22 protein-coding genes and 3 pseudogenes are annotated in these 26,747 nt (G+C 64.3%); 17 read left to right on the top strand and 8 right to left on the bottom strand.

Annotation, left to right across the window (positions count from 1 at the left end; all coding sequences use genetic code 11):
* Positions 1 to 56: 56 nt before the first annotated feature.
* The 8 genes and pseudogenes from QU595_RS22115 to QU595_RS22150 all read left to right on the top strand — a co-directional run bounded on the left by QU595_RS22115 (position 57) and on the right by QU595_RS22150 (position 8,958).
* Positions 57 to 1,970, top strand: a complete 1,914-nt coding sequence (locus QU595_RS22115) for a potassium transporter Kup (RefSeq protein ID WP_410000553.1) — start codon at positions 57 to 59, stop codon at positions 1,968 to 1,970.
* Between the two features lie 235 nt (positions 1,971 to 2,205).
* Complete coding sequence (locus QU595_RS22120; RefSeq protein ID WP_315925976.1) at positions 2,206 to 3,549, top strand: hypothetical protein; 1,344 nt, start codon at positions 2,206 to 2,208, stop codon at positions 3,547 to 3,549.
* A gap of 272 nt (positions 3,550 to 3,821) precedes the next feature.
* Positions 3,822 to 4,661 carry a cytochrome c oxidase subunit II gene (locus tag QU595_RS22125; RefSeq protein WP_315925978.1) on the top strand — a complete coding sequence of 280 codons (840 nt, stop codon included), beginning with the start codon at positions 3,822 to 3,824 and terminating at the stop codon, positions 4,659 to 4,661.
* Between the two features lie 67 nt (positions 4,662 to 4,728).
* Positions 4,729 to 6,503, top strand: a pseudogene (gene ctaD / locus QU595_RS22130) (cytochrome c oxidase subunit I).
* On the top strand, positions 6,500 to 7,204 hold the full coding sequence (locus QU595_RS22135; protein ID WP_315925980.1) for a cytochrome c oxidase subunit 3: 705 nt from the start codon (positions 6,500 to 6,502) through the stop codon (positions 7,202 to 7,204). The pseudogene ctaD and the gene QU595_RS22135 overlap by 4 nt, the downstream one beginning before the upstream one ends.
* Positions 7,205 to 7,214: 10 nt before the next feature.
* Positions 7,215 to 7,937: a heme-copper oxidase subunit III family protein gene (locus tag QU595_RS22140; protein WP_315925982.1), complete on the top strand. Its 723-nt coding sequence runs from the start codon at positions 7,215 to 7,217 to the stop codon at positions 7,935 to 7,937.
* A gap of 8 nt (positions 7,938 to 7,945) precedes the next feature.
* Positions 7,946 to 8,323, top strand: a complete 378-nt coding sequence (locus tag QU595_RS22145; RefSeq protein WP_315925984.1) for a cytochrome C oxidase subunit IV family protein — start codon at positions 7,946 to 7,948, stop codon at positions 8,321 to 8,323.
* 164 nt (positions 8,324 to 8,487) lie between these two features.
* A complete protein-coding gene (locus tag QU595_RS22150) occupies positions 8,488 to 8,958 on the top strand; it encodes an aminoacyl-tRNA deacylase (protein WP_315925986.1) in 471 nt (156 codons plus the stop codon).
* Positions 8,959 to 9,015: 57 nt separating this feature from the next.
* Here the strand turns inward: QU595_RS22150 and QU595_RS22155 are convergent, their stop codons facing one another.
* Positions 9,016 to 9,837, bottom strand: coding sequence for a DUF2189 domain-containing protein (locus QU595_RS22155; protein ID WP_315926479.1), 822 nt, complete (start codon positions 9,835 to 9,837; stop codon positions 9,016 to 9,018).
* Positions 9,838 to 10,041: 204 nt separating this feature from the next.
* Here QU595_RS22155 and QU595_RS22160 point away from each other — a divergent pair, with 204 nt between their 5' ends.
* Together QU595_RS22160 and QU595_RS22165 are read left to right on the top strand one after the other, a co-directional pair.
* Entirely contained in the window at positions 10,042 to 10,440 is a 399-nt protein-coding gene (locus QU595_RS22160; RefSeq protein WP_315925988.1) for a cytochrome c family protein, read from the top strand.
* A gap of 321 nt (positions 10,441 to 10,761) precedes the next feature.
* Entirely contained in the window at positions 10,762 to 11,997 is a 1,236-nt protein-coding gene (locus QU595_RS22165; RefSeq protein ID WP_315925990.1) for an FAD-dependent oxidoreductase, read from the top strand.
* A gap of 49 nt (positions 11,998 to 12,046) precedes the next feature.
* Here QU595_RS22165 and QU595_RS22170 read toward each other — a convergent pair whose 3' ends face one another.
* Positions 12,047 to 12,640 (bottom strand): XRE family transcriptional regulator, encoded by a 594-nt coding sequence (locus QU595_RS22170; RefSeq protein ID WP_315925992.1) that lies wholly within the window; start codon positions 12,638 to 12,640, stop codon positions 12,047 to 12,049.
* Positions 12,641 to 12,818: 178 nt separating this feature from the next.
* Between QU595_RS22170 and QU595_RS22175 the strand changes: the two genes are divergently transcribed.
* The 3 genes from QU595_RS22175 to QU595_RS22185 all read left to right on the top strand — a co-directional run bounded on the left by QU595_RS22175 (position 12,819) and on the right by QU595_RS22185 (position 15,266).
* The gene (locus QU595_RS22175; RefSeq protein ID WP_315925994.1) at positions 12,819 to 13,646 is read left to right on the top strand and encodes an ABC transporter substrate-binding protein; all 828 of its coding nucleotides are present in this window, start codon (positions 12,819 to 12,821) and stop codon (positions 13,644 to 13,646) included.
* A 114-nt stretch (positions 13,647 to 13,760) separates the two neighbouring features.
* Entirely contained in the window at positions 13,761 to 14,504 is a 744-nt protein-coding gene (locus QU595_RS22180) for an amino acid ABC transporter permease (protein ID WP_315925996.1), read from the top strand.
* A gap of 27 nt (positions 14,505 to 14,531) precedes the next feature.
* A complete protein-coding gene (locus QU595_RS22185) occupies positions 14,532 to 15,266 on the top strand; it encodes an amino acid ABC transporter ATP-binding protein (protein WP_315925998.1) in 735 nt (244 codons plus the stop codon).
* Between the two features lie 88 nt (positions 15,267 to 15,354).
* On the opposite strand, the gene QU595_RS22190 is transcribed toward QU595_RS22185, so the two are convergent.
* Positions 15,355 to 15,570, bottom strand: a complete 216-nt coding sequence (locus QU595_RS22190) for a hypothetical protein (RefSeq protein WP_315926000.1) — start codon at positions 15,568 to 15,570, stop codon at positions 15,355 to 15,357.
* 88 nt (positions 15,571 to 15,658) lie between these two features.
* Here QU595_RS22190 and QU595_RS22195 point away from each other — a divergent pair, with 88 nt between their 5' ends.
* Positions 15,659 to 16,663, top strand: a complete 1,005-nt coding sequence (locus QU595_RS22195; RefSeq protein ID WP_315926002.1) for an arginase family protein — start codon at positions 15,659 to 15,661, stop codon at positions 16,661 to 16,663.
* Between the two features lie 239 nt (positions 16,664 to 16,902).
* On the opposite strand, the pseudogene QU595_RS22200 reads toward QU595_RS22195, so the two are convergent.
* Positions 16,903 to 17,019, bottom strand: a pseudogene (locus tag QU595_RS22200) (GapR family DNA-binding domain-containing protein); the annotation flags it as partial.
* Between the two features lie 322 nt (positions 17,020 to 17,341).
* Here QU595_RS22200 and QU595_RS22205 point away from each other — a divergent pair.
* Together QU595_RS22205 and QU595_RS22210 are read left to right on the top strand one after the other, a co-directional pair.
* Complete coding sequence (locus QU595_RS22205) at positions 17,342 to 19,630, top strand: hypothetical protein (protein WP_315926004.1); 2,289 nt, start codon at positions 17,342 to 17,344, stop codon at positions 19,628 to 19,630.
* A 17-nt stretch (positions 19,631 to 19,647) separates the two neighbouring features.
* A complete protein-coding gene (locus QU595_RS22210) occupies positions 19,648 to 19,857 on the top strand; it encodes a helix-turn-helix domain-containing protein (protein ID WP_315926006.1) in 210 nt (69 codons plus the stop codon).
* A gap of 196 nt (positions 19,858 to 20,053) precedes the next feature.
* Here the strand turns inward: QU595_RS22210 and QU595_RS22215 are convergent, their stop codons facing one another.
* The 4 genes and pseudogenes from QU595_RS22215 to QU595_RS22230 all read right to left on the bottom strand — a co-directional run bounded on the left by QU595_RS22215 (position 20,054) and on the right by QU595_RS22230 (position 24,679).
* Entirely contained in the window at positions 20,054 to 20,314 is a 261-nt protein-coding gene (locus QU595_RS22215) for a DUF2312 domain-containing protein (RefSeq protein WP_315926008.1), read from the bottom strand.
* Between the two features lie 100 nt (positions 20,315 to 20,414).
* A pseudogene (locus QU595_RS22220) lies at positions 20,415 to 20,570 on the bottom strand (GapR family DNA-binding domain-containing protein); the annotation flags it as partial.
* Between the two features lie 172 nt (positions 20,571 to 20,742).
* On the bottom strand, positions 20,743 to 24,201 hold the full coding sequence (pyc, locus tag QU595_RS22225; protein WP_315926010.1) for a pyruvate carboxylase: 3,459 nt from the start codon (positions 24,199 to 24,201) through the stop codon (positions 20,743 to 20,745).
* Positions 24,202 to 24,406: 205 nt separating this feature from the next.
* Entirely contained in the window at positions 24,407 to 24,679 is a 273-nt protein-coding gene (locus tag QU595_RS22230) for a hypothetical protein (RefSeq protein ID WP_315926012.1), read from the bottom strand.
* Between the two features lie 199 nt (positions 24,680 to 24,878).
* Here QU595_RS22230 and typA point away from each other — a divergent pair, with 199 nt between their 5' ends.
* Positions 24,879 to 26,705 (top strand): translational GTPase TypA, encoded by a 1,827-nt coding sequence (typA, locus tag QU595_RS22235; protein WP_315926014.1) that lies wholly within the window; start codon positions 24,879 to 24,881, stop codon positions 26,703 to 26,705.
* Positions 26,706 to 26,747 lie beyond the last annotated feature (42 nt).

The raw sequence follows: 26,747 nt of genomic DNA on the forward strand, positions 1-26,747 counted from the left end.
CTTTTCTACGGCAATGGAACCATGCCAATCCGCCACAGTCCGGATGGGTGCCGTCCATGTCGAGTGCCGATGCGAGCAGCCGCGCTGCCTCCCCCGTGACGCAGGAACCGTCGCGGCGGCCTGGTATCAGGCTGTTGATGCTCGGCGCCCTCGGGGTCGTCTACGGCGACATCGGAACCAGCCCGATCTATGCCTTTCGCGAGGCCTTGCATGCGGCCACCGGCGGGAATCAGGCCGGGCGCGAAGACGTCCTCGGCGTGTTGTCGCTGATCGTCTGGGCGCTGACGGTGATCGTCACCGTCAAATACATCGTGTTCGTGCTCCGCGCCGACAATCGGGGAGAGGGCGGCACGCTGTCGCTCATGGCGCTTGCGCGACGCAGTCTCGCGAAGCGCTCGGACGCGATCCTTCTGATCGGCATCTGCGGCGCTGCCCTGTTCCTCGGCGACGCCGTCATCACGCCGGCGGTCTCGGTGCTTTCCGCGGTCGAAGGCCTGAGCGTGGTGACGCCGACATTCGACCCGGTCATCGTGCCGCTGACATTGGCCATTCTTGCGGTCCTGTTCGCGGTCCAGCGCCTGGGAACGGGCAGCGTTGCGTCCGTATTCGGGCCCGTGACCGCGCTGTGGTTTCTCGTGATCGGATGTTCGGGACTGTTGCGCCTCGTGCAGGATTCAAGCGTCGTTACGGCCATCAACCCGCTCCATGGCGTCTATTTCCTGACCCATTCGCCCGGCACCGCCATCGCGACGACCGGCGCCGTTTTCCTGGCCGTGACGGGCGCCGAGGCGCTTTACGCCGACCTTGGCCATTTCGGCCGCAGGCCGATCGTGCTGGCGTGGCTGACGATCGTATTCCCGTGCCTGCTGCTGAACTATTTCGGCCAGGGCGCCTTTGTGCTTTCTCAGGGCGGGACAATCGGAAATCCGTTCTTCGAGATGAACCAGGGCTGGGCGCTGGTGCCGGTCGTGGTGCTGGCCACGGCAGCGACCGTCATCGCCAGCCAGGCGGTCATTTCCGGCGCCTATTCGCTGACGCGACAGGCGGTCCAGCTCAACATCCTGCCGCGCTTCGAGGTGCGCCACACGTCCGAGACGCAGTCGGGGCAGATCTACATACCGCGCGTCAACCTGCTGCTTGCGCTCGCGGTCATGCTGCTGGTCGTCGATTTCCGCCAGTCCAGCGCCCTCGCGTCGGCCTACGGCATCTCAGTCACCGGCAACATGGTCGTCACGACCATACTGCTTTATGTCGCCATGCGCCGGATCTGGAGGTGGACGATTCTGCCGGCGCTCGGCCTGGCGGTCGCCTTCGGCGTGGTCGATGTCGGCTTCTTTCTCGCCAACATCATGAAGGTGCGGGAAGGCGGCTGGGTATCGCTGCTGATCGCAGGCGTGGTTCTCCTCGTCATGATCACCTGGGTGCGCGGAACCCGCTTCCTTTTCGAGAAGACCCGCAAGAGCGAGATTCCGATCGATTTCCTGGCCAAGCAGATGGCGGACAAGCCGCCGCATCTCGTGCCGGGCACCGCCGTATTCCTCACCAGCGACCGGACAAGCGCGCCGACCGCGCTGATGCACAGCCTGAAGCACTACAAGGTATTGCATGAGCAGAACGTCATCTTGACCGTGGCCACGGCGCCCGAACCCGTTATTCCCGAGAGCCGCCGGGTCAGGCTGGAGCAGATCAACGATCATTTCATGCGGGTGACGCTGAAATTCGGCTACATGGAGCAGCCGAACGTACCGAAGGCCCTGACGCTCTGTCGCAAGCAGGGATGGAAGTTCGACATCATGTCGACCTCGTTCTTCGTTTCGCGGCGCTCGATCAAGACCTCGCCCGCCTCCGGCATGCCCCTGTGGCAGAACAAGCTGTTCATCGCGCTTGCCAGCACGGCCGCCGACGCCACCGAATATTTCCAGATCCCGACCGGCCGCGTGGTCGAGATCGGCACCCAGGTCACCTTGTGAGCGAACGACCGGCGGGCCCCGACTGGCCTGCCTCGCCCGCTCATCCGGGGGAACGCCGCCGTGGCTGGCGAGCGACGATGCCGGATTGCCGGCATAGAATAGGTCCGCCGAGACGGGCCCAGGGCCGTGTGTAGATAACGGTACTCCAAATGATCGATGCAGCTTGTGGATATCTTGGATATAGATCTTGACATCCGCACACATGAAAAAACCGCGGCAGAACGGGAGGAGTTGCATGTTCGGCATCCTGAAAGACAAGAAAGTCACCGCCGTCGCTGAAAAGAACGAGGTACTGGGACTGGATCTGGGCCAGGCACTGGAGGACGAACTCTCTGCCGTGCTCGAAGAGGACGTCGAGCATGGCGCCGAGCGTGGCGCGGCCGGTTCCCCCGGGGAGGATGGTCCGGGCCTGCTGGCCGAGCCGGACATGGCCGGTTATGACCCCGGACAGCTGCAGCCCTACGTCAAGCAGCGGTCGCATACCCAGGCGGAGCTGGCCGCCTTGTCGACCGTCGAGGACGCCATGCGCGAAGCGGGCGGCAGCCTGGAGGCGATCGGAGAGGCGGTGGCGTCGGTCGTTGCCGCCCAGCAGTCCGCCCTCCGCTTCCTCGGCAGCGTCCGGGCCGGCATCACCCGCGCCAACGACCTGGAGTCGTCGCTCGCGGCCATGGTGGCCGAAAACCGCAGGCAGGCGCAACAGCTCGAGCAGGCCAAGGGGCATCAGGAGCGGCTGGAGGCGCAGGACGAGGCGAACAGACGGCGCCTGTCGCTTCTGGTTCAGGACGGCGACACGCTGAAGATAGCGCTGAGCGCCGCGCAGCTCGAAGCGAACGAGATCCGGGAAGCCCTTGCGGAAGCCGAGAACGAGCGGGCGTCGCTGCTCAACGAACTGGCTTCCAAGTCCGCCCTCGCCGAGCGGGCGACAAGGGAAAACGAGCTGTTGCGCCAGAAGCACGTCAGCCAGCAGATCAGCCTTGCCGAGCTTGAACAGCGGCATGCGGAGGCGGAACGCAAGCTCGAGGAGGCCGCCTCCATACGCCGGGCGGAGGCGGCGGAACTTTCGGAGCTGCGCCTGAAGGCGGAGGACGGCGAGAAGGAGTGCCGTCGGGTCCAGAAGCATGCAGAGGCCACGGAGGCCAAGCTCGAGGAGGCGCAGGATCGCATAATGGCGCTGGAGGCCGACGTCGACGAGATCAAGGGCCGGCACGTGTCCACCGTGCATCGCATGAGGAGCGAGTCCGAGGCGCAGAAGACGCGGCTGGAAGCGGCGTCCCGAAAGCAGATCGCCGACGCGACCGAGATCGAGGTGCTGAAGCAGAAGCTCGCGGACGCCGTCGCCGCGCTGCGCGTGCTGGAATCCCAGCTTGCCGCCTCGAGCGAACGGCTGGAAGCCGAACATGCGGCCCGCATTCGGGCGGCGGCCGGTTCGGGCGCAGAGATCGACCCCAAGACCGCCCCCGCCGCCGGCAACACCGACGCGAAGAAGGAGCGCTCCTATGTTCGCAAGGGCGGCCGCGCCAAGGCCAAGCCGAAATCCGCCGGCAGGGCGGGGCTCAACGGCTCGGCATACGCAGCCTGACCGGATCTTGGAGCCGTTTTGCGCGAAAGGCGGCGACTAGGGCGCTGGCGCGTGACCGTTGCAGCGGCGGAGAGGACGTGAGAGGGCGTTTTCGGCCCCGGTGCGCCGGCCATCGGGAGGCTGCAACCCGTCCTTATGCCGTCGAAGAAGCCGAGGCCGCGCGCTTCGTCCAGCCGGTTTCGCGCGTGAGTGGTCCCTCGCGTCGAATTGGATTATAATCGCGGCGGCTTTCCCGCGAGGCCGTGTCTTCGGGGACGCCGGAGGGACGGACGATGGCCGTCGCACTCGTTCTGGTTCTGATCGTCGTCGGCTCGGTGCTGTTCCATGTGCTGAGCCCGTGGTGGTCGACGCCGATCGCCTCCAACTGGAACTATATCGACCACACCCTCGTCATCACCTTCTGGATCACCGGCACCGTCTTTTCCGCCGTCGTGCTGTTCATGGCCTATTGCGTCTACCGGTTCCGGCACCGGGACGGGGCGAGCGCGGCCTACGAGCCCGAAAGCCGGAAGCTCGAATCCTGGCTGACGGGCGTCACCGCGGTCGGGGTCGCGGCGCTGCTGGCGCCGGGGCTGATCGTGTGGAGCCAGTTCGTCACCGTTCCCAAGGACGCGACCGAGGTGGAGGTCGTGGCCCAGCAATGGCAATGGAGTTTCCGCCTGCCGGGCAAGGACGGCAGGCTCGGCACGTCGAACGCCAGGTTCATCGGCCCCGACAATCCGCTCGGCATCGACCCGCATGACCCGAACGGCCGCGACGACGTCGTGGTCGTGGCCACGGACCTGCATCTGCCGGTCGGCAAGCCGGTGCGGGTGCTGCTGCGCTCGATCGACGTGATCCATGACTTCTACGTTCCGGAGTTCCGCGCCAAGATGGACATGCTGCCGGGCACGGTCACCTATTTCTGGTTCACCCCGACCCGGACCGGCACTTTCGAGGTGCTGTGCGCCGAGCTTTGCGGCATCGGCCACGCCTTCATGCGCGGCGTGGTGAAGGTGGACAACCAGCAGGACTACACGGCGTGGCTGCAGCAGCAGTCGACCTTCGCGCAATTGTCGGCGCCGGCGAAGGTGGGTGCCCTGGCCGAACCGAAGACGGCGATGGCGCCCTAGCCAGGCAAGCGGCCCGACGGCCGGAGCGCCGCCTGCCGGGAAGGAAGGAAAGCGCACAGGTGCAGCGATGGTCGACGTCACGCCTCACGGAGCAGACCTCATCCACCCCGCCGAAGTGGCCGAGGTGGAACTCTATCATCCGCATAGCTGGTGGACGAGATACGTCTTCTCGCAGGACGCCAAGGTCATCGCCATCCAGTATGGCGGCACGGCGACCGCCATCGGGCTGGTGGCGCTGGTGCTGTCCTGGCTGATGCGGCTGAAGCTCGGTTTCCCCGACACCTTCTCCTTCATTTCGCCCGACACCTATTACCAGTTCATGACCATGCACGGCATGATCATGGTGATCTACCTGCTCACCGCGCTGTTCCTCGGCGGCTTCGGCAACTACCTGATCCCGCTGATGGTGGGCGCGCGCGACATGGTGTTTCCCTATGTCAACATGCTGAGCTACTGGATCTACCTGCTCGCGGTGCTGGTGCTGGTCGCTGGCTTCTTCGCGCCGGGCGGGCCGACCGGGGCGGGCTGGACGCTCTATCCGCCGCAGGCGATCACCTCCGGCACGCCCGGCGGCCAGGACTGGGGCATCGTCCTGATGCTGGTCTCGCTCATCCTGTTCATCGTCGGCTTCACCATGGGCGGCCTCAACTATGTGGTGACGGTGCTCCGGGGCGCACGCGCGGCATGACCCTGATGCGCCTGCCGCTGACCGTCTGGGGCATCTTCACCGCCACGGTGATGGCGCTGCTCGCCTTCCCGGCCCTGTTCGTCGCCTGCGTGATGATGCTGTTCGACCGCCTGATCGGCGCGAGCTTCTTCATGCCGGCAGTGGTGGAGATGGGCAACAACCCGCTTCCGCACGACGGCGGCAGCCCGATCATGTTCCAGCACCTGTTCTGGTTCTTCGGCCACCCGGAAGTCTACATCGTGGCGCTGCCGGCCTTCGGCATCGTCTCCGACCTTATTTCCACGCACGCCCGCAAGAACATTTTCGGCTACCGCATGATGGTATGGGCGATCGTGGCCATCGGCGCGCTGTCCTTCGTCGTGTGGGCGCACCACATGTACGTGTCGGGCATGCATCCCTATTTCGGCTTCTTCTTCGCCACCACCACGCTGATCATCGCCATTCCCACCGCCATCAAGGTCTACAACTGGGTGCTGACGCTGTGGCGCGGCGACATCCACCTGACCACGCCGATGCTGTTCGCGCTGGCCTTCATCGTCACCTTCGTCAATGGCGGGCTGACGGGCCTGTTCCTCGGCAACGTGGTGGTCGACGTGCCCCTGTCGGACACCATGTTCGTGGTCGCGCATTTCCACATGGTGATGGGCGTGGCGCCCATCCTGGTGGTCTTCGGCGCGATCTATCACTGGTATCCCAAGATCACCGGCCGCATGCTCGACGAGACCCTCGGCCGCATCCATTTCTGGGTGACCTTCCTCGGGGCCTACATGATCTTCTTCCCCATGCACTATGTCGGGCTGGTCGGCGTGCCGCGCCGCTATCCCGAACTCGGCGACACCGCCTTCGTGCCGCCTTCGGTGCATGTGCTCAACGAGTTCATCACCGTCGCGGCGCTGGTGGTGGGCTGCGCCCAGATGGTGTTCCTGTTCAACCTGTTCCGGAGCCTGCGTCACGGCCGGGAGGCCGGCGACAATCCGTGGCGGGCGACCACGCTCGAATGGCAGACGGCGGGCACGCCGCCGCCGCACGGCAATTTCGGCAGGGAACTGCCGGTGGTGTACCGCTGGGCCTACGACTACAGCGTGCCGGGCGCGCCCGAGGACTTCATCGCCCAGAACGATCCCAATCCGCTGACGCAGGGCGGGCCGGCATGAGCGCGATCCTGGTCTTCCTCGCCATCGTCACGGCAATCGCCGGCTGGTGGCTGTCGCGCCAGCGGCTGATGTCCAAACCCTGGCTGGAGGCGGGGCCGGTCACCGCCTATCCGCAGACGGAGGCCCCGGCCACGCATCCGGCCAAGATCGGCCTCGGCGTCTTCCTCGCCGTGGTGGGGGCGCTGTTTGCGCTGCTCATCAGCGCCTATTTCATGCGCATGGTCTATGCCGACTGGCAGCCCGCGCCGATGCCGAAGCTGCTGTGGCTGAACACCGCGATGCTGGGGCTGGCGAGCGTTGCCCTGCAATGCGCCGTTTCCGCCGCGCACACCGGGCGGCTCGACGATCTGCGGCTTGCCCTTTTCGCCGCCGCGGCGGCGTCGCTGGCCTTTCTCGGCGGCCAGTTGCTGGCCTGGCGCGATCTCGCCGCGCAAGGCTATTTCGTCGCCGAAAATCCGTCGGTCAGCTTCTTCTACCTGCTGACCGCCATGCACGGGCTGCATATCGCGGGCGGCCTGGCCGCGCTGGCGGCGACCAATGTGCGGGCCTGGCGGGCGACGCGCACGGCCGGACTGATGCTGCCGGCCGAACTCTGCGCCATGTACTGGCACGTGCTGTTCGTCGTCTGGCTGGCGCTGTTCAGCGTGCTGATGGGCTGGGCGGGCAACTTCATCGATTTTTGCCGCGGGCTGCTGGGCTAGGAGAGGAAGGATGACCGACACCGCACTGGAGCATGGCCATCGCGCCGCGCCGGGTCCGACGGGCCTGCGCGGCGTGGCCGCCGACTGGGCTTCCGACCAGCGGGCGTTCAAGAACGTCTCCTGGGGGAAGGCCATGATGTGGATCTTCCTGCTCTCGGACACCTTCATCTTCGGCTGCTTCCTCCTGTCCTACATGACCGCGCGCATGTCGACGACGGTGCCCTGGCCGAACCCGAGCGAGGTGTTCGGCCTGCATATCGGCGGCGTCAGCGTTCCCCTGCTCCTGATCGCCATCATGACCTTCGTGCTGATCTCCTCGAGCGGCACCATGGCCATGGCGGTGAACTTCGGCTACCGACAGGAGCGCAGGAAGACCGCCGCGCTGATGCTGGCGACGGCCGCGCTCGGCGCCACCTTCGTCTGCATGCAGGGCTTCGAATGGACCAAGCTCATCCTGGAAGGCGTGCGGCCCTGGGGAAATCCGTGGGGCGCCGCGCAGTTCGGCTCGTCTTTCTTCATGATCACCGGTTTTCACGGCACCCATGTCACCTTCGGCGTGATCTTTCTGCTGATCACCGCGCGCAAGGTGTGGCGCGGCGACTTCGACACCGGCGCCAGAGGGTTCTTCACCAGCCGGCGCGGCCGCTACGAGAACGTCGAGATCCTGGGGCTCTACTGGCACTTCGTCGACCTGGTGTGGGTTTTCATCTTCGCGTTCTTCTATCTTTGGTGAGGCAAGCGATGACCGAGGCCGAGATTCAGGACACCGCGCTGCACGGAACGGCCGCCCCGGCGAAGGCGCATGCGGAAGGCCAGCAGCACCCGATCAGGCTCTATCTCGTCGTCTGGGGCTGGCTGTTCGTGCTCAGCGCCTGCTCCTACGCCGTCGACTATTTCGGCCTGCAGGGCCATCTCAGATGGGCGCTGATCGTCACGCTCATGCTGCTCAAGGCCGGGCTCATCGTCGCCGTGTTCATGCACATGGCGTGGGAGCGCCTGGCGCTCGCCTATGCGATCCTGGTGCCGCCCCTGCTCATCATGGTCTTCGTGGCGATCATGGTGATCGAGTCCGACTATACGGAGCTGACCCGCGTGCTGTCGTTCGGAGCGGGCCGGTAGGACGTCCACGGTTTCGCGGCGCGTTGCCGGGGCGGCGGGGCGTTCCGCATCGCATTGCGGACCATCTCCGTCATTGACAGGTCGCGGAATGGGAGGACAATGGCGGTGTCGTTCTCAGACGCGTCGGCCGCTTCCCGGCCACTTCCAGCAGAAGGACGCCCACGATGACGATTGCAAGGAAACTTCAGGACTATCTCGCCGGCAAGGGCATCCGCTACGAGACCGTTGCCCATCACCGCACCTCGACCAGCAGCCAGACGGCGCAGGCCGCGCACGTTCCGGGCCGGCGGCTCGCCAAATCGGTGCTGCTCCATCACGAGACGGGCTATGCCCTGGCCGTGGTGCCCAGCAACCACCGGGTGGAGCTCGGCACGTTGCAGGAGGTGATCGACAGGCGGCTCGGCCTCGCCTCGGAAGACGAGGTCGGCCAGCTCTTCAGCGATTGCGACGTCGGCGCGGTGCCGCCGGTCGGCGCGGCCTACGGCGTGCCGGTCGTCCTCGACGACAGCTTCGGCGCGCCGGGCGACGTCTATTTCGAAGGCGGCGACCACAAGACGCTGGTGCATGTCAGCGGCGGCGATTTCCTCGACCTGCTGCAGGGCGCCCGCATGGTCCGCATCAGCCACCCGGCCTGACGGCGCCGGCAGGACGGAGGCGCTCCTAGGCGGGCGCCCCCGTCATTGCGCGGCGCGTTACCGCCGCAGCCGCGCCGCGTCGGGCGGCACCACCAGCTCGCGGTAGAGATGCCAGGTGGCATGGCCGAGCACGGGCAGCACCACCGCCAGGCCGGCGAATATCGGCAGCGAGCCGATTGCCAGGCAGACAGCCACGATCAGCCCCCACAGCAGGATCGGCACCGGGTTGGTGAGGAGCGCCCGCACCGAGGTTTCGACGGCGGCGTAGGCGCCGACGTCGCGGTCCAGCAGCAGCGGGAAGGCGATGACCGTGGTGCCCAGCACCACCAGCGCGAACACGAAGCCGACGAGGTTGCCGTAGATCATCAGTTCCCAGCCGCGGCGGGTGGTGAGCACGTCGGAGATGAAGCCGGAGAAGGAGGCCGGCGCGGCGTTGCCGTAGAAATGCGTGTAGAGCGCCTGCGCGCAGAGCAGCCAGGCGACGAACAACGCCATCAGCATGATGCCGAGCGCGACGATCGCCGGGATGGCGGGGGATCTCCTGACGTCCAGGGCGTGCCACCACGAGCTGTCGAGGCCCTGTTCGCGGCGGCGGCTGATCTCGTAGAGGCCGATGCCGGCGATCGGCCCGAGCAGCGCGAAGCCGCTCATCAGCGGGAAGACGAGCTGGAAGGCGTTGCCGCCGGACGTCCAGGCGAACAGGAAGACGCCGACCAGCGGGTAGATCAGACACAGGAACACGTAGTGCGAGGGTTTGGCCCAGAAATCCTCGAAGCCGAGGCGAAGCGCCTCGAACACCTCCGCCACCCCAATCCGGCGTATGGCGGGATGCTCGACGCTGCCGCCGATCCCCGCTGCATAGACATGGAAGCTTGCCATCACCATTCCTCCGAGATCGGATCCGGTTTCGGTCGCCGCCTGCCTGGCGCGCATGATACGGCGACCCTCAGGACGACGGATCATACGCCTGATCTCGGGCCTTGTCGCCCCGTTCGACCGTTTCGATCCATATGGCGCGCGCCCCGCAGCGGCGGTAATATCCGCCCGCCGGGCCCCGCGCCGGCCCGGAAGAGGAGAGAAGTCATGAGACTGACGGCATTGGCCGCAACGGCCCTTCTTGCAGTTTCACCGATCGCGGCAGCCCCTGCCCTGGCGGCGGGCGACGCGGCAGCCGGGAAAAAGGTCTTCGTCAAATGCATGGTCTGCCATGAAGCGGCGACCGACAAGGACAAGGTCGGCCCTTCGCTGCACGGCGTCGTGGGGCGCAAGGCCGGCACGCTGCCGAGCTTCGCGGGCAAATATTCCCCTGCCATGAAGAAGGCGGGCGAGGCCGGCCTGGTCTGGGACGAGGCCAATCTCTCGGCCTATCTGAAATCGCCCAAGGACAAGGTGCCCGGCAACAAGATGGGCTTCGCCGGGCTCAAGGGCGACGCCGACATCGCGAATGTGATCGCCTATCTGGAAGACGCCGCCAAGCAATAAGAGCCGGCGGAGCGTGGGGAGCCGGAAGATCATCGCGACGCCACGCTGCTGTTTCGGTAGCGTTCTAGGCCGCGCCGCTGCCGAAATGCCGTGCATCTGACGGGTGCGGGGCGTTGGGGATCTGTTCCCCGGCGACACGCCCCGTTCGGCCCCAGCGTCTCGCTGGGAACGATTTTCATTGCGCCCCAATTCAGCTTGCAACGCCAGAGAAGTAACCTATAAGCGAACAAAATTCGCTATATGTCGGGGGCGTGTTTGCGGCGGCAACAGTTTCAAAATATCGGCCGTGACCCCTACTGGTGGCAGGCGCGTTCACCAAGTTTGCCGGAGGACGGCGGCAGCGTCCATGGCAGCTATGATGTTGCCGTCATCGGTTCGGGCTATACAGGTCTTTCGGCTGCGCACAGGCTGACCTCGAGCGGCATGTCTGTGCTGGTGATCGACGCGCAGGATCTCGGCTTCGGCGCCAGCACGCGCAACGGCGGCATGGTTTCCGGCACGCTGAAGCTGTCGCACAAGGAACTGTGTGACGCCTATGACCGCGACACCGCCAATGCACTTTTCCAGGAGGCGCAGGATTCTGTCCTGTTTCTCGAGCAGTCGATCTCGGAAAAGCGGATCGAGTGCGACTACCAGCGCATGGGCATGTATTTTGCCGCCTATGCGCCCAAGCACTACGAAGCACTGGCGCGCGAGGCCGAGGAACTGGCAGACCTTGGCGTCGAAACCCGGATGGTGCCTCGGGCCGAGCAGCACGGCGAACTTGCCTCCGACATCTATTATGGCGGTCGCACCGCGGTCATGGCCGGCGGCTTGCATCCGGCCAAATATCATGCCGGGCTCGTGGCCGCTTGCCGGGCCGCCGGGGTGGAATTCCGCAGCCGCTGCCGCGTGCGGCGCACCGAGCGGCAAGGCGCGGCCTACGTTCTGTCAACCGATCGCGGCAGCGTGCGCGCCGGCCAGGTTATCATTGCGACGAATGCCTATACCGATCCGGCCATGCCGTGGTTCCGGCGCCGGGTCATCCCGATCGGCAGCTACATCATCGCCACCGAGCAGATGGACCCTGCCAGGCTGCGCGCGCTGATCCCGGCCGTGCGCATGATCCAGGATACCAAGCGCAACCTCTTTTACTACCGCCTGTCGCCGGACGGCACCCGCATGATTTTCGGCGGCCGTACCAGTTTCCGGCCGATCAGCACCGATGAAAGCGCGGCCCGCCTGCATGCCGCCATGTCGACCGTTTTTCCCTCGCTCGTCGAGGCGCGGGTGGAGTATAGCTGGACCGGAAATGTCGCCTTCACCTTCCAGAAGCTGCCGCATGTCGGGCAGTACGAGGGCATCCATTTCGCGCTCGGCTGCTGCGGGCAGGGCGTGGCACTGATGAGCTATTTTGGCGACCAGATCGGTCGCCGCATTCTTGGCCAGGGTGGCGACACTGCCTTTGCCCGCACCCGCTTCACGACAATGCCGGGCTACAGCGGCCACCCCTGGTTCCTGCCGGCGGTGGGTGAGTTCTATCGCCTGCTCGACTGGCTGGAGCGTCCAAAAACCTGAACAATGCACGGACATGGGCCGCATGGGCGGCCTCATGCCTGCCTGGCCGCTAGCGCGGTTTTGGCGTCATCACGAAAATCGCCGTTGTGGGCTCACTGTCGGAGGGGTTGTAGAAGGTGTGCAGACGGCGCGGATCGAAGGTCATCGCATCGCCTTGCTGAAGGATGAAGGTTTCGTTCTCCAGTTGCAGCGCCAATTCGCCCGACAGCACGATGATGAACTCTTCCTCCGACCGCAGCGAATAGAGCTGTTCGCCGCCGGTGCCGTTGGGCTCGATCTCGGACCAGATGGCCTGCAGGCGCAGGCTGGTGGTGGGGGTCAGCAGATGGTCGGAAACGCCGGTGCCGCCGAATTTGATCGGCGGACGTTCGTCCGCGCGCACCACCGCCGACTGCGATGAAGAGAACAGGTCTCCGACGGGCATGCCGAGCACGTCGCACAGCTTAACCAGTGACGCGACCGACGGAGAGGTCTTGTCGCGCTCTATGTCGCTCAAGAAGCCTTTGGTCAGCAAGGTCGCTTCGGCCACTGCATCGAGTGTCAGATCGAGTTGCCGGCGCCTATCGCGCAGCAGATGGCCAATCCGGGGCGATTGTTTACCGCCGTTCTTTGCCTTCGGGGCCTCGGTGGGAATGTTTGCCATGCAGCTACCTTACGTGAGTCTCTGCCGGCACTGGAAGTGCCGGTGACGAACAGTTAGCCTAAAGGAAGTTCGTTGTAACTGAATTTTGTTGACTTATAGCGAAATTAGTGGGAACGCTCTGCCCTGTCGATGACAAGAACGCCCGCGAACGGGCGAGTCTCAACAAGGGGAGGAGCCAATGGCTTTCAGGAATCAACGTTCTCGCGTCGCGCTTGCGGCAGTCGCAGGCTTCATTGCGGTTTCCGCTTCGGCTCATGCCGATGCGCCCAAGCCGAGTTTCGCCGACAAAGGCGAATTGGTCGTCTGCACGGACGCCACCTTCCCGCCAATGGAATTTTTCGAGGCTGCCGGCGAGCAGAAGCCGGTCGGCTACGACATCGATCTGGCGGAAGCCCTGGCCGAGCACTGGGGTCTGAAGCCGCGCGTCGTGGTCTCGGATTTCACGGGCTTGCTGCCGGGCCTCGAAGCGCAGCGCTGCGATGCCGTCATCAGCGGCATCCTGGTCACCCCGGAGCGTACCAAGACCTATGATGCCGCGCCCTATCTGGGAACCGCGCTGGTCGTCTTCACTTCGGCCAAGAGCGATCTGGCGATCGCCGATCCCGCTGATCTCAGCGGCAAGGTGGTCGCCGTCCAGGCCGGCACGCACTATGTCGAGGAACTGGAGAAGGTCAGCGCCAAGCTGAAGGCGGAAGGTAAGGACGAGATCAGCATCCAGACCTATCCCAAGCAGACCGACGTCATCCAGCAGGTGCTGGTGGGCAGGGCGGCGGCGGCCGTCTCGCAGGACACCGAGCTTGCCTATCGCGAGCTTCAGCATCCCGGCCAGCTCAAGATCGTCTATGCGTTCCCAGGGCATGACACCTTCGGCGTCTATCTGCGCCGCAACGGCGGGGACAAGCAGGCGGTCGCCACCGCGCTCTCGGCCCTTGCCGGGAATGGCGCACTGAAGTCGATCACCGAGAAATGGCATCTGTCGCCCGGAGCCATCGCCGCCGGCGAATGAAGCATGGCAGGCCGGCGTGGTTTGGTCCGCGTCGGTCGCCTGGCATGCATGAGGCCCGGATGCGCTTCGGGTCTTGCGGTTTCCTGACCCTTGCGAGCGTGTGGATCAGCCGTCATGAGTTTCGATTTTCCCGCCTTCTGGGCCGCCCTGACGTCCGAGGCGTTCTTCCGGGGCGCCTGCATCACCATAGCCCTGTCCTTGCTGGCCCACGGCGTGGGCATCCTGATCTCGGTCCCGGTGGCGGTGATCATCGATCGCGGCGGCGGGTTCGTGCCGGGCGTGCTGAAGGGGCTGGTGGGCATGCTGCGCGGCGCACCGACGCTGCTGCAGCTTCTCTTCGTCTGGAACGCGCTGCCGCAATTCTTCCCGATCTTCCGGGAGCCGTGGTTCACGCCTTTCCTGGCGGCCTGGATCGCGCTCAGCCTCAACGAGGCCGCCTACCAGGTGGAGATCAATCGCGCTGCGCTGAAGGCCGTCGATCCGGGGCAGCAAGCGGCCGGCGAGGCGCTCGGCCTCAGCCGCTTCCAGATCTTCCGCTACATCACGTTGCCGCAGGCGATGCGCGTCGCCATTCCGCCCACGGTCAACGAATTCATCACGCTGCTGAAGATCACGTCGCTGGCGTCGGTGATCTCGCTGCAGGAATTGATGAGTACGGCCTCGCGGGCGGTGTCCACCACCTTCCAGTTCTCGGAATACTACGCCGCCGCGCTGATCTACTATCTGATCATGGTCTACGCACTGGTGTTCCTGCAGGGCAAGCTCGAGCGCAAATACAGCTGGGATCGCTCCAAGGCCGAGGCCGCCGGCGATCCGGGCGTCGTCCAAAAGGCGATGGCGCTGATGCGCCGCGCCTGAGCCGGTTCCAGGATAGGGATAGCCTCCATGAGCAAGATCATTCGGCTTGCCAATGTCAGCAAGAACTACGGCGACTTCCGGGTTCTCCAGAACATCGACCTGTCGATCGCCAAGGGCGAGAAGATCGTCATCTGCGGGCCTTCCGGCTCGGGCAAGTCGACTCTCATCCGCTGCATCAACCACCTGTCGCCGCATGACGTGGGTACCATCCACGTCAACAATGTCGAGCTCGACGGCAAGAACAGGAACGTGGGCGCCATCCGTTGCGAGGTCGGCATGGTGTTTCAGAGCTTCAACCTGTTCCCGCATCTCACCGTGCTGGAAAACTGCCTGCTTGCGCCAATGAAAGTTCGTGGCAAGTCGCGTGCGGAAGCTGAGGAGACGGCTATCCGCCTGCTGGGACGTGTGCGCATCGCCGAGCAGGCGCACAAGATGCCGAGCCAGCTTTCAGGCGGCCAGCAGCAGCGCGTGGCAATCGCGCGCGCCCTGTGCATGGAGCCCGAGGTGATGCTGTTCGACGAGCCGACCTCGGCGCTCGACCCGGAAATGGTCGGCGAGGTGCTGGACGTGATGGTCGAACTTGCGCGCGGCGGCATGACCATGCTGTGCGTGACCCACGAGATGGGCTTCGCCCGCAAGGTCGCCGACCGCATCATCTTCATGGACGCAGGGCAGGTGGTGGAGATCGCGCCGCCGGACGAATTCTTCGACGCGCCGAAGACCGAGCGGGCGCGCAACTTCCTCTCGCAGATCATGCACTGAGGCGCGAGCCGTCGAGCAGTCCGGAACCAAGCTATGCCGACTTGCGCAGAAATGACGATCAGGCTGCTGGCCCGATTTCATCATCATCTCACGCGGTTTCGGCTGCCATGCCGAGCGTATCAACAGCTTCGAGCAGCTTGCCGCCGAATTGGCCGATGCCGGTAACCGCACTGTGCCGACAGTGCTCGAAATCCGGCAGGATGCAGCTTTCCTGACCTGCCAGCCGAACACTGGCGCGGCAGCGTCCCGCGAGGCGGTTCTCATGCCTGCGGCTCCCTGAAGCAGCCGGCGCACCCATCGACACCTATCGCCGCTCATTCATCTGAACGGGCGAACGGAATTCCCATGCCCGCACGGGCCACCGAAATACGAGGAAGAAGGAGCACAAGACGATGTCCGAATTCGATGTGGAAGCCGCCAAGAAAGAGGTGGAGCGCTGGTACTGGTGGGGCATCCCGACCTTCTTCCGCAGCCCCTGGAAGGAAAACCCGGTTGAAAGCGACATCGCGCTGATCGGCGTGCCGCACTCCTCGGGCAACGGCTCGACCGAGCGCGACCAGCACCTCGGACCGCGCGCCGTGCGCAACGTCTCGGCGCAGTATCGCCGCGGCCATGGCCGTTTCAACCTGGTCCCATGGGATGTCTGCCGCATCAACGATGCGGGCGATGTGCCGTTGCCGGAGGCGATGGTCAACGACATTTGCGTGGAGCATATCGAGGCCTTCGCCAAGCGCTTCGATCAGGCGGGCACGCGCCTTGTCTCGATGGGCGGCGACCATGCCGTCACCGGCCCGCTGGTGAAGGCGGTGGCCGGCAAGCATTCCCGCCTGACCAAGGGCGAGAAGGTGGCGCTGGTGCATTTCGATTCCCACACCGACAGCTATAACCACCTGCCGCATTGGCTGGGCAATCGCCGTTCCGCCGCCCATTGGGCGAGCTATCTGGTCGAGGAAGGCCATGTCGATCCGCACCGCTCGACGCAGGTCGGCATTCGCCCGAATGTCGGGACACCCGGTTCACGCAACACCAGCGAGGACCTCGGCTATCGCATCATCGGCATGGACGAATATGAAGAGATCGGCACGAAGGGCGTGATCGACGCTTTGCGCGAGCGCATCGGCGATGCGCCGGTCTACATCACCTTCGATCTGGATTCGCTCGATCCGGCCGATGCGCCCGGCGTGTCGAACCTGGAGCCGGGCTATCCCGGCATCCGCATCGGCGATGCCGTGCGCATGCTGCAGGGCCTGCGCGGGCTCAACATCGTCGGCGGCGACGTCGTCTGCCTCATGCCGACCAAGGACAGCCCCAACAACATTACCGCTATGAACGCCATGGTGGTGATGTTCGAGATGGTTTCGCTGATGGCGGATTTCATCGCCGGCAACAGGAAATAGAACTCTTGGGATCGGGTTTTGCCTGAGGGGCGCCCGATCCCTCTTTGACCTCCAGCCGCAAGGGACAAAAGGCTATCCGCGGGTGCCCGCCGCCGGACAGTCATCAGAACCGCGGGGTTTTCTTCAGCCGGATATCACACAGGCGGGACGCGTGGAAAATTAAAGCCCCGCAGGCAAAAGCCTTGCGGGGCCAAACAAGTGGTCAGCGAACTCGCTCGCGACCGACGGCTTGGATCAAGTCACACCATGCCGAGAGCAGCTTTGTACAGATCCAGGATCGATTCCTCTTCCTCGCGCTCGGCCTGGTCTTTCTTGCGCAAGCGCACCAGCGTGCGAATGGCCTTGGTGTCGAAGCCTTTTCGCCCCCACACGATCCTGTCGCTTAGACATCGCACAGCCAGAGCCGGGTGTGAAGCTGTCGGGGGCGGCGCGCCCTCAACAGCGCTGTAGCCGTCCCCGACAGCGACTAGGTGGTAGGGCGCTGATCGTCTAGCGGGTACCGTTTATGCAATGCGCCCGGACCCTGGCCGCAGGCTAGGGCTTTGAGAGCGACCTTTCAGTGATAGCTTTTCCACAGGCACCTCCGCCCTCCATTTTAGCCGGTGACGCCAAGGTCATTGCCGGCTAGGGATGCTGGCCGGCAGCGGCACAGGGTCGTTGTTTCCAAACGAGATAACAATGACCAAGAGTGCCAGGCGGGCATCGTTTCCCCGCATGATCGATCAGTTTCTCCGCCAGCGGGTAGCCGAGACGCTTCCCCCGCGAGAACTTGAACGACTTCGGGTATATCTTCATTCACTGATCGCCGACTGCCAGTCACCTCCGAAGTGCGGTAGTCGGCCGGACTGGTCGGAAATCGGACAAGAATGCGGCATTCCCGTTGAGACCTTGGAGCGTGTGAATGGAGTTCTTGCACCTGCTATCGATGCAATAACCCGCTTCGTTGGACCTCAGGCCGCGAAACGCAAGCAAAGCCGCTGGCGGGAGCGTAACCATAAGACGAGGCTGAACGCAGGACGGCATCGTTCAGTATCTGGCAAATCAAGGTTGTCAACGGCACCTGAGATCCATCCAGCGCACGCGGCCAAGCAGGAGGCGTCTGCTGCCGAACCTGCGGACGCTGTGCCGCGACGCAAGCGGGGTATGAAACCAAAGCCTATTATTGAATTTCCGGAGCCTCTCTGGACCATTTGGGAAGAACCGGAAAGCTTCACGGATGCGCTGAAGCTCCATATGGAGCGTCATGGGGACACATGCTGGCATCTGTATCGAGCGGTTTCTCAGACTGACGAGAGCTTCGACCGCAGGACTTTGCTCACTTGGCTCCAAGGGACGAAAGCTCCTCGCTCCGTTTCCAGTTTCGAGATTCTTGGCCGCATAGAGAGAAGGTACCGCCTGCCGGAAGGCTACTTCAAGGCGAAGCTGGCCCACCCTGCGCGGGCTGCTACCGGACATCGATCGACTGACATAACGCCTTCGCAGCGCCGTCGCTTCGCCTGGCACTTGCCCGATGACTTCGACCGCCGCTCTCCCAAGGAACGCGAGGAAATTCTGGAATGGGTCCAGCGTGTCATTATATCCGGCGGGACGGATTACCGCCGTTTTCAAGCTCTGGCGCTCCGAAACCGCTATGCCGTTCGTTTCCCCGGAATTTTGGATGGATCGAGCTTCCGAGAAATCGTCCAGTCTCATGAAGAAGTCATTGATATCGATGAAGACGACTTCATTGGCGTAACCAACACCGCCATCGACGCCCCGGCGCGGCTGTGGAAAGAGATGGCCCAGCTTCTCGATTTCAAGACCGCGACGCTGACCGCCTTCGGATACCAGCGGGTCGGAGTCTGGGGAGAAGAGACAGCCGCCCAGAAGGTCGAGCACTTCGGTCTCCTCTTTGGTGCGCTGGCGGCTCCGCCGAAGAGCGCGATCGGAGGCCTCGGAATACCAGTAACTTCGCTCACCTTCGCCATGCTGGTGTTTCCGTCGGTGTGGGACTGGTATCTGCGGTGGCGCGAGAGGCGTCGCGGCTTCTACACCGCTTGGGAAGTAGACATGTTGCGAATCGCGTTGGCGTTGACCCGCGTCGAAACAGGTTGGCTCCGGCAGCATCCGGAACTCGCCGAGCACCTCGCCCCAGTTCGTGGTCTTATTTCTGAGGATCAGATTGCCGCGGCCCGGGCCAACTGGAACGAAGTCTGCGATATCTGTCACAAACATTGCACGGGTCGTGTGAAAGAAATCCAGCGGGTGGCCAAGGTGCATCGCGACCCGTTCGAGCCAATTATGCCCATCCTTGAGGCGGAAAGCCCGGTCGGCGAGTACCGAAAGATCGCCGATGAGATCATTCGTACGATTCCGGACGAGCTACGCTATCCCTCGGCTGCAGCCGAGGCAGTGCGTTCATTCCTTCTCATCCGGTTCGGTCTCCACACTGGGCTGCGGCAGAAGAACCTCAGGCAACTGCTCATTTGTCCGCGAGGAAAGCTGCCGACCTCCGAGCGGCAGTTGGCGGACATGAAGGTCGGGGAGCTACGCTGGAGCGAACGAGATCACGGTTGGGAGGTATTCATACCATCGGTCGCCTTCAAGAACGCGAACTCTTCCTACTTCGGCGACAAAGCGCGCGAGGCGAAGCGGCAGCTGGACATCATGGTCGCCGCGCTTCGGAAGCACCCGGAAGTCGATGTCGACGCGCTCAGGGAGGGACAGTATACGCCATGGAAGATCGACGCTCCACAGGCGCAATCCGCTATCAGCGCGGACGACACGAAGCTGATCCGTCGGCTTGTGGCCAGGTTCCGCGACGACGATCTCCTCGACGATTTCGGGCTGGTCTGCAGCGGCGAGCGCGTGAAGGACAGGCGAACAGGCATTGACCTAGTCTACCCTGAGGAACTCAGGCTGCTCGAACGGCTCGCCGGGCTTGATGCCGCTGCCGGATGGAGTCCTTTGCGGAGACAATCCGACTGACGCGTGTAGCGCGAGCGATGCTCGAGCTGAGCCAGGAAGAATTGGCTGAGCTGGCGGGGGTTGGACGTCAAACGATCGTTCGCATCGAGGCGGGCGGAAAGGGCGTGGCGTTCGACGCAGTCGATAGGGTTCGAGCCGCCCTTGAAAAGGCGGGCGTGATTTTTCTGCCGTCAACGAGCGATCATGGTCCAGGCATCGCTCGTCGTAAGTCCAACTCGGCGAACTGATCCGGGTTTCTAGCTCCGGTTCCTGACAGTGCAGTTGCCATCGCGACTTTAACGTCCGCGGTGGAAGCGAACCAGGACGCCCAGCGATCGGCGGATGACATCGTCCAGCCTAAGAAAGAAGGACCCCGCCACGCCATCGCTTGCGGGGTCTGATTAGGCCGAGTTCAGCCTTGACTGAAACCGTCTCGCGTGGAAGTCATGCCATCCCGAGCGCGGCCTTGTACAGGTCCAGAATCGCCTCGGCCTCCTGCCGTTCAGCCTGATCCTGCTTGCGCATTCTGACGAGCTGCCTGACCGCTTTCACGTCGAATCCGGTCCCCTTGCACTCAGAGTAAACTTCCTTGATATCGTCGGCGATCGTCTTCTTCTCTTCCTCGAGCCGCTCGATGCGTTCGATGAATGCGCGGAGCTGGCCTGCGGCTACCGTTTGGCTGCTGTCTGTGACTTCGTCTGCCATGTCGTCGTTTCCTGTCCGGGGAGAGGGCGTGTCGTCTAATCCGATGACGTGTCGCCTATGTAACTAGTTGATTTTTTTGCTAGGCGACAAGTTTTAGGGGCGACCCGAAGCCGGTGCCCTTGGCTTCGGCATAAACGTCCTTGATGTCGTCGGAGATCGTCTTCTTTTCCTCTTCGAGCCGCTCGATGCGCTCGATGAAGGCCCGCAACTGGCCAGCGGCCACTGTCTGGCTGGTTTCGGTGATCTCGTCGGCCATTCTCTTCGTCTCCATGTCGCTTCACGGCCGCCGACTCGAAAAAACGGCGGCTGCTTTTCGTGGGGTTCGATGCCCGACCGGCGTCCATGGGTCAAGGCGTTATCTGCCCCATCGCCAACGCTGCCGCCAAGCGGGGCGGCAGCGCCACAGTCGCGCTTTGGGGCCGACAGGATCAGCCGAAGACGATCAGGAGATCCTTGGCGTCGATCTGGTCGCCGGGGCGCACCAGGACCTCCGCGACGGTGCCGTCCCGTTCGGCATGCAGCGCCGTCTCCATCTTCATCGCCTCGATGGAAAGGAGCACGTCGCCGGCCTTGACAGCCTGCCCAGCGCTCACCGCCACGCCCGATATGACACCCGGCATGGGTGCGCCAAGTTGCATGTCGTTGCCGGCCTCGGCCTTGCGCCGAACCTTTCCGGCCCCGGCGCCGTGGGCACGGTCCGGCACCTTCACGCGGCGCGGCTGGCCGTTCAGCTCGAAGAACACCGTCGCCATGCCGCGGTCGTCGGTGTCGCCGACCGCGAGGCAGCGGACGACCAGCGTCTTGCCCTTCTCGATCTCGACGAAGATCTCGTCCTCGGGTTTCATGCCGTAGAAATAGGTCGGCGTCGGCAACACGCTGACGGGACCGTAGGTTTCCTGCGCCGCGGCAAAATCGGAAAACACCTTCGGATACATCAGCCAGGAGGCGAATTCGTATTCCGAGAGCTTGCGGCCGAGCTTGTCCTCGACCTCCTTGCGGCTCGTCTTCAGATCCGCCGGCTTGAGCAGGGAACCGGGCCGCACATTGATCGGCTTTTCGCCCTTCAGCGCCTTCTTCTGCAATGCCTGCGGCCAGCCGCCCGGCGACTGGCCGAGATCGCCGCGCAGCATGGAGACGACGGAATCGGGGAAGGCGATGTCCTTGGCCGGGTTCTCGACGTCCGCGACGGTGAGATCCTGGCTGATCATCATCAGCGCCATGTCGCCGACGACCTTGGAGGAGGGCGTCACCTTGACGATGTCGCCGAACATCAGGTTGACGTCGTGATAGGCCTGCGCCACCTCGTGCCAGCGCGTTTCGAGGCCGAGCGAGCGCGCCTGTTCCTTGAGATTGGTGAACTGGCCGCCCGGCATCTCGTGCAGGTAGACCTCGGAAGCCGGTCCCTTGAGATCGCTTTCAAAGGCGGCGTACTGGTTGCGCACGGCCTCCCAGTAGAAGGACAGCTTCCTGATCCAGCCGGTGTCGAGGCCAGGGTCGCGCTCGGTGCCCTTCAACGCTTCGACGATGGAGCCGAGGCAGGGCTGGGAGGTGTTGCCGGAGAAGGAATCCATCGCAGCGTCGATGGCATCGACACCGGCTTCCACTGCCGCCAGCACCGTCGCGGCAGAAAGGCCGGAGGTGTCGTGCGTGTGGAAATGGATCGGCAGGTCGGTCGCCTCGCGCAGCGCCTTGAACAGCACCCGTGCGGCGGCCGGCTTCAACAGGCCTGCCATGTCCTTGACGGCGATGATGTGCGCGCCGGCGGCCTCAAGCTCCTTGGCGAGGCCGACATAGTATTTCAGGTCGTATTTGGCGCGCGCCGGATCGAGGATGTCGCCGGTGTAGCACATCGCCGCCTCGATCAGCTTGCCCTCGGCGCCGACCGCATCCATGGCGACGCGCATGTTCTCCACCCAGTTCAGGCAGTCGAACACGCGGAACAGGTCGACGCCGCCGCTCGCCGCCTGCTTGACGAAATGCTGCACGACATTGTCTGGATAGTTGGTGTAGCCGACGCCGTTGGCGCCGCGCAGCAACATCTGCAGGAGGATGTTGGGCGCCTTTTCGCGGATCAGCGCCAATCTTTCCCACGGGTCTTCGGTCAGGAAGCGCATGGCCACGTCGAAGGTGGCGCCGCCCCAGCATTCCAGCGAAAGCAGCTGCGGCAGGGCGCGCGCATAGGTTCCGGCGATGCTGGCGATGTCATGCGTGCGCACGCGCGTCGCCAGCAGCGACTGATGGCCGTCGCGCATGGTGGTGTCGGTGATCAGGACCTGCTTCTGCTCGCGCAGCCATGCGGCGAATTTTTCCGGTCCGAGCGCGTCGAGCTTCTGGCGCGTGCCGTCCGGCACCTTGCCGGTGAACCAGGGGATCACGGGGGCGGCGGCGTCGGGGTTCGGCAGGGCGCGCCCGCGCGTCTCCGGGTGGCCGTTGATGGTCACGTCGGCCAGATAGTTGAGCAGCTTGGTGGCGCGGTCCTGCCGCTTCACCTGCTGGAACAGCTCCGGCGTCGAATCGATGAACCTGGTCGTATAGGAATTGTCGCGGAAGGCGGGGTGATTGACGATCGCCTCGAGGAAGGTGAGGTTCGTCGCCACGCCGCGGATGCGGAATTCGCGCAACGCGCGCGTCATGCGCGAGATCGCTTCCTCGGGCGTCGGCGCCCAGGCCGTCAGCTTTTCCAGCAGCGGATCGTAGTAGCGGGTGATGACCGCGCCGGAATAGGCCGTGCCGCCGTCGAGGCGAATGCCGAAGCCTGTCGCGCCGCGGTAGGCGGTGATGCGGCCATAGTCCGGGATGAAATTCTGTTCCGGATCCTCGGTGGTGATGCGGCACTGCAGTGCGTGGCCGTTGAGGCGGATGTCCTTCTGCGCGGGAACGCCGGATTGCGGCGTGCCGATGGCGTGACCGTCGAGAATGTGGATCTGCGCCTTGACGATGTCGATGCCGGTCACCTGCTCGGTGACGGTGTGCTCGACCTGTATGCGCGGATTGACCTCGATGAAGTAGAACTTGCCGCTGTCGGCGTCCATCAGGAACTCGACGGTGCCGGCGCCGATATAGTTCGTTTCCCTGGCGATCTTCAGCGCGTGGCCGCACAGTTCCTGGCGCTGCGCGTCGTCGAGATAGGGCGCCGGTGCGCGCTCGACGACCTTCTGGTTGCGGCGCTGGATGGAGCAGTCGCGCTCGAACAGGTGAACGGCATTGCCGTGCGTGTCGCCGAGCACCTGCACCTCGACATGTCGGGCGCGCTCGACCAGCTTCTCCAGATAGACTTCGTCCTTGCCGAAGGCGGCCTTGGCCTCCCGCTTGGCCTCCGTCACCTCGCGCGCGAGGTCGGCTTCGGAACGGATGGCGCGCATGCCGCGCCCGCCGCCGCCCCACGAGGCCTTCAGCATCAGGGGATAGCCGATGTCGGCGGCCAGCCGCTTCACGGCCTCCATGTCGTCCGGCAAGGGGTCGGTGGCCGGCACCACCGGCACGCCGACCTCGATGGCAAGGTTGCGGGCGGCCACCTTGTTGCCGAGGCGACGCATGGTTTCCGGCTTCGGGCCGATGAAGATGATGCCGTTTTCCGCGCAGGCGTCGGCGAATTCCGGGCTTTCCGAAAGCAGGCCGTAGCCGGGATGGATGGCGTCCGCCCCGGAAAGCCTGGCGACCCGCATGATCTCGTCGATCGACAGGTAGCTTTCGATCGGCCCCATGTCCTTCGCCAGCCATGGGCCGCGGCCGACCTGATAGCTTTCGTCTGCCTTGAAGCGGTGCAGCGAATATTTGTCCTCCTCGGCCCAGATCGCCACCGTTTTGAGGCCCAGTTCGTTGGCCGCGCGGAATACGCGGATGGCGATTTCGGACCGGTTGGCGACAAGTATCTTCGTGATGGCCAAGGATCTGCTCTCCATGGGCGGGTTTACAAAAGCGGCAAATGTTTAGCGGGAAAATGCTGCGGTGCAACCGTAAATGCGGCGCGGGCTGACGCAAGGGCAGCGGATCGATCCGTGCCCGCCGGCGTTCGGCCGAATCCAGCCAGGACGAAGCGGCCGGCAGCCTCAGGCCGGCCAGCTGGCGGCGGTCGAACTCGGGAGATCTATCCTACTTCGCGGGGTAGCACTGGGCCGGAATGTCAGGCCAGGCGGCCCGGTCGCAGCCCGCAGCCGCCTGCTGCTGCTTGAACGAGACGCTCACCGGACCGGTCACCATGGGATCCACCCCGTCCGGGGCGTCCGGGAACATTTGCGCGGCGTCGGTCATGGTCGTCGGCTGGTTTCCGCGTGTCGCGGCCGACTGCGCGCCGGCCGAAGCCAGCAGAACGGCCAGGGCCGAACAGGCGAGGGCGGGAACGATCCTGTCAAACTTGCGCATCATGATGTCCGAATCGGCCGGATTGGCTCCGTGATTGGTTAACGGAAAACTACGCGTAAAGGTTTAACAATTGGTGACGACGCATTTGGTCGCGCCGCCCCTTTCGCATTCGTGGAAAAACCTGTATGAGGCGCGCAACCGAACGATGCGGCGCTTGGGCCTTGCGGTCCGCAATCGCTGCCGAAAGCACCCAGAGAAGATCATGAATCTCCGCAACATCGCGATCATCGCGCATGTCGACCATGGCAAGACGACGCTGGTCGATGCGCTCCTGAAACAGTCCGGTTCCGTGCGCGAGAACCAGCGCGTGGCCGAACGCGTCATGGACTCCAACGACCTCGAAAAGGAACGCGGCATCACCATCCTAGCCAAGGCCACTTCGGTGGAATGGAAGGATACCCGCATCAACATCGTCGACACGCCCGGCCACGCCGATTTCGGCGGCGAGGTGGAGCGCATCCTCAATATGGTCGACGGCGCCATCGTGCTGGTCGACGCCGCCGAAGGCCCGATGCCGCAGACCAAGTTCGTCGTCGGCAAGGCGCTCAAGGTCGGCCTCAAGCCCATCGTGGCGATCAACAAGATCGACCGGCCCGATGCGCGCGCCAACGAAGTCATCAACGAGGTTTTCGACCTCTTCGCCGCGCTGGACGCCACCGACGAGCAGCTCGACTTCCCGATCCTCTACGGTTCGGGCCGCGACGGCTGGATGGCCGAGAACCCCGAAGGCCCGAAGGACCAGGGCCTCGCGCCGCTGTTCGATCTCGTGCTCAAGCATGTGCCCGCGCCGAAGGTCGCCGAAGGCCCGTTCCGCATGATCGGCACCATTCTGGAGGCCAATCCGTTCCTCGGCCGCATCATCACCGGGCGCATCGAGGCCGGCACGTTGAAGCCGAACCAGGCGGTGAAAGTGCTGCACCATGACGGCACGCTGCTGGAGAACGGCCGCGTGTCGAAGATCCTCGCCTTCCGCGGCATCGAACGGCAGCCGATCGAGGAAGCGCAGGCCGGCGACATCGTCGCCATCGCCGGGCTTTCCAAGGGCACCGTCGCCGACACCTTCTGCGACCCGTCGATCAGCGCGCCGATGGCGGCCCAGCCAATCGATCCGCCCACCGTCACCATGTCCTTCCTGGTCAACGACTCTCCGCTGGCCGGCACGGAAGGCGACAAGGTCACCAGCCGCGTCATCCGCGACCGCCTGCTCAAGGAGGCCGAGGGCAATGTAGCGCTGAAGATCGAGGAATCCGCCGACAAGGACAGCTTCTACGTTTCCGGCCGCGGCGAGCTTCAGCTTGCCGTCCTCATCGAGACCATGCGCCGCGAGGGGTTCGAGCTGGCCGTGTCGCGTCCGCGCGTCGTCATGCAGAAGGACGAGAACGGCCAGCTTCTCGAACCGATCGAGGAAGTCGTCATCGACGTGGACGAGGAACATGCCGGCGTCGTCGTGCAGAAGATGTCGGAGCGCAAGGCCGACATGACGGAGCTGCGCCCGTCCGGCGGCAACCGCCAGCGTCTGGTCTTCCATGCGCCGACGCGCGGCCTGATCGGCTACCAGTCGGAGCTCCTGACCGACACGCGCGGCACCGCGGTGATGAACCGCCTGTTCCACGCCTATGAGCCTTACAAGGGCGAGCTGCCCGGCCGCGTCAACGGCGTCCTGATCTCCAACGATCAGGGCGAAGCGGTGGCCTATGCGCTGTTCAACCTCGAAGACCGGGGCCCGATGGTCATCGACGCCGGCGTGAAGGTCTATCAGGGCATGATCATCGGCATCCACAGCCGCGACAACGACCTCGAGGTCAATGTGCTGAAGGGCAAGAAGCTCACCAACATCCGCGCCGCCGGCAAGGACGAGGCGGTGAAGCTGACGCCGCCTATCCGCATGACGCTGGAACGCGCGCTGGCCTGGATCCAGGACGACGAGCTGGTGGAAGTGACGCCGAAGTCCATCCGCCTGCGCAAGCTCCATCTCGACCCGAACGAGCGCAAGCGCTTCGAAAAGCAGAGGGTGGCCGGCGCCGCCTGAGGCCGGCATTTCCTGAAGGCAAGCAAAAGCCCGGTTCACCAG

This window comes from Mesorhizobium sp. SP-1A (assembly GCF_032460275.1).
Lineage (GTDB): Bacteria > Pseudomonadota > Alphaproteobacteria > Rhizobiales > Rhizobiaceae > Mesorhizobium.

Excerpts from the sequence above, each read along its gene's own strand:
- QU595_RS22160 (WP_315925988.1), top strand. The coding sequence starts at position 10,042 with ATGAGACTGACGGCATTGGCCGCAACGGCCCTTCTTGCAGTTTCACCG.
- QU595_RS22210 (WP_315926006.1), top strand. The coding sequence starts at position 19,648 with ATGCTCGAGCTGAGCCAGGAAGAATTGGCTGAGCTGGCGGGGGTTGGA.
- QU595_RS22125 (WP_315925978.1), top strand. The coding sequence starts at position 3,822 with ATGGCCGTCGCACTCGTTCTGGTTCTGATCGTCGTCGGCTCGGTGCTG.
- QU595_RS22195 (WP_315926002.1), top strand. The coding sequence starts at position 15,659 with ATGTCCGAATTCGATGTGGAAGCCGCCAAGAAAGAGGTGGAGCGCTGG.
- QU595_RS22140 (WP_315925982.1), top strand. The coding sequence starts at position 7,215 with ATGACCGACACCGCACTGGAGCATGGCCATCGCGCCGCGCCGGGTCCG.
- QU595_RS22115 (WP_410000553.1), top strand. The coding sequence starts at position 57 with ATGTCGAGTGCCGATGCGAGCAGCCGCGCTGCCTCCCCCGTGACGCAG.
- QU595_RS22215 (WP_315926008.1), bottom strand. The coding sequence starts at position 20,314 with ATGGCAGACGAAGTCACAGACAGCAGCCAAACGGTAGCCGCAGGCCAG.
- QU595_RS22175 (WP_315925994.1), top strand. The coding sequence starts at position 12,819 with ATGGCTTTCAGGAATCAACGTTCTCGCGTCGCGCTTGCGGCAGTCGCA.
- QU595_RS22120 (WP_315925976.1), top strand. The coding sequence starts at position 2,206 with ATGTTCGGCATCCTGAAAGACAAGAAAGTCACCGCCGTCGCTGAAAAG.
- QU595_RS22135 (WP_315925980.1), top strand. The coding sequence starts at position 6,500 with ATGAGCGCGATCCTGGTCTTCCTCGCCATCGTCACGGCAATCGCCGGC.
- QU595_RS22155 (WP_315926479.1), bottom strand. The coding sequence starts at position 9,837 with ATGGCAAGCTTCCATGTCTATGCAGCGGGGATCGGCGGCAGCGTCGAG.
- QU595_RS22230 (WP_315926012.1), bottom strand. The coding sequence starts at position 24,679 with ATGATGCGCAAGTTTGACAGGATCGTTCCCGCCCTCGCCTGTTCGGCC.
- QU595_RS22205 (WP_315926004.1), top strand. The coding sequence starts at position 17,342 with ATGACCAAGAGTGCCAGGCGGGCATCGTTTCCCCGCATGATCGATCAG.
- QU595_RS22185 (WP_315925998.1), top strand. The coding sequence starts at position 14,532 with ATGAGCAAGATCATTCGGCTTGCCAATGTCAGCAAGAACTACGGCGAC.
- QU595_RS22180 (WP_315925996.1), top strand. The coding sequence starts at position 13,761 with ATGAGTTTCGATTTTCCCGCCTTCTGGGCCGCCCTGACGTCCGAGGCG.
- QU595_RS22150 (WP_315925986.1), top strand. The coding sequence starts at position 8,488 with ATGACGATTGCAAGGAAACTTCAGGACTATCTCGCCGGCAAGGGCATC.
- QU595_RS22145 (WP_315925984.1), top strand. The coding sequence starts at position 7,946 with ATGACCGAGGCCGAGATTCAGGACACCGCGCTGCACGGAACGGCCGCC.
- typA (WP_315926014.1), top strand. The coding sequence starts at position 24,879 with ATGAATCTCCGCAACATCGCGATCATCGCGCATGTCGACCATGGCAAG.
- QU595_RS22170 (WP_315925992.1), bottom strand. The coding sequence starts at position 12,640 with ATGGCAAACATTCCCACCGAGGCCCCGAAGGCAAAGAACGGCGGTAAA.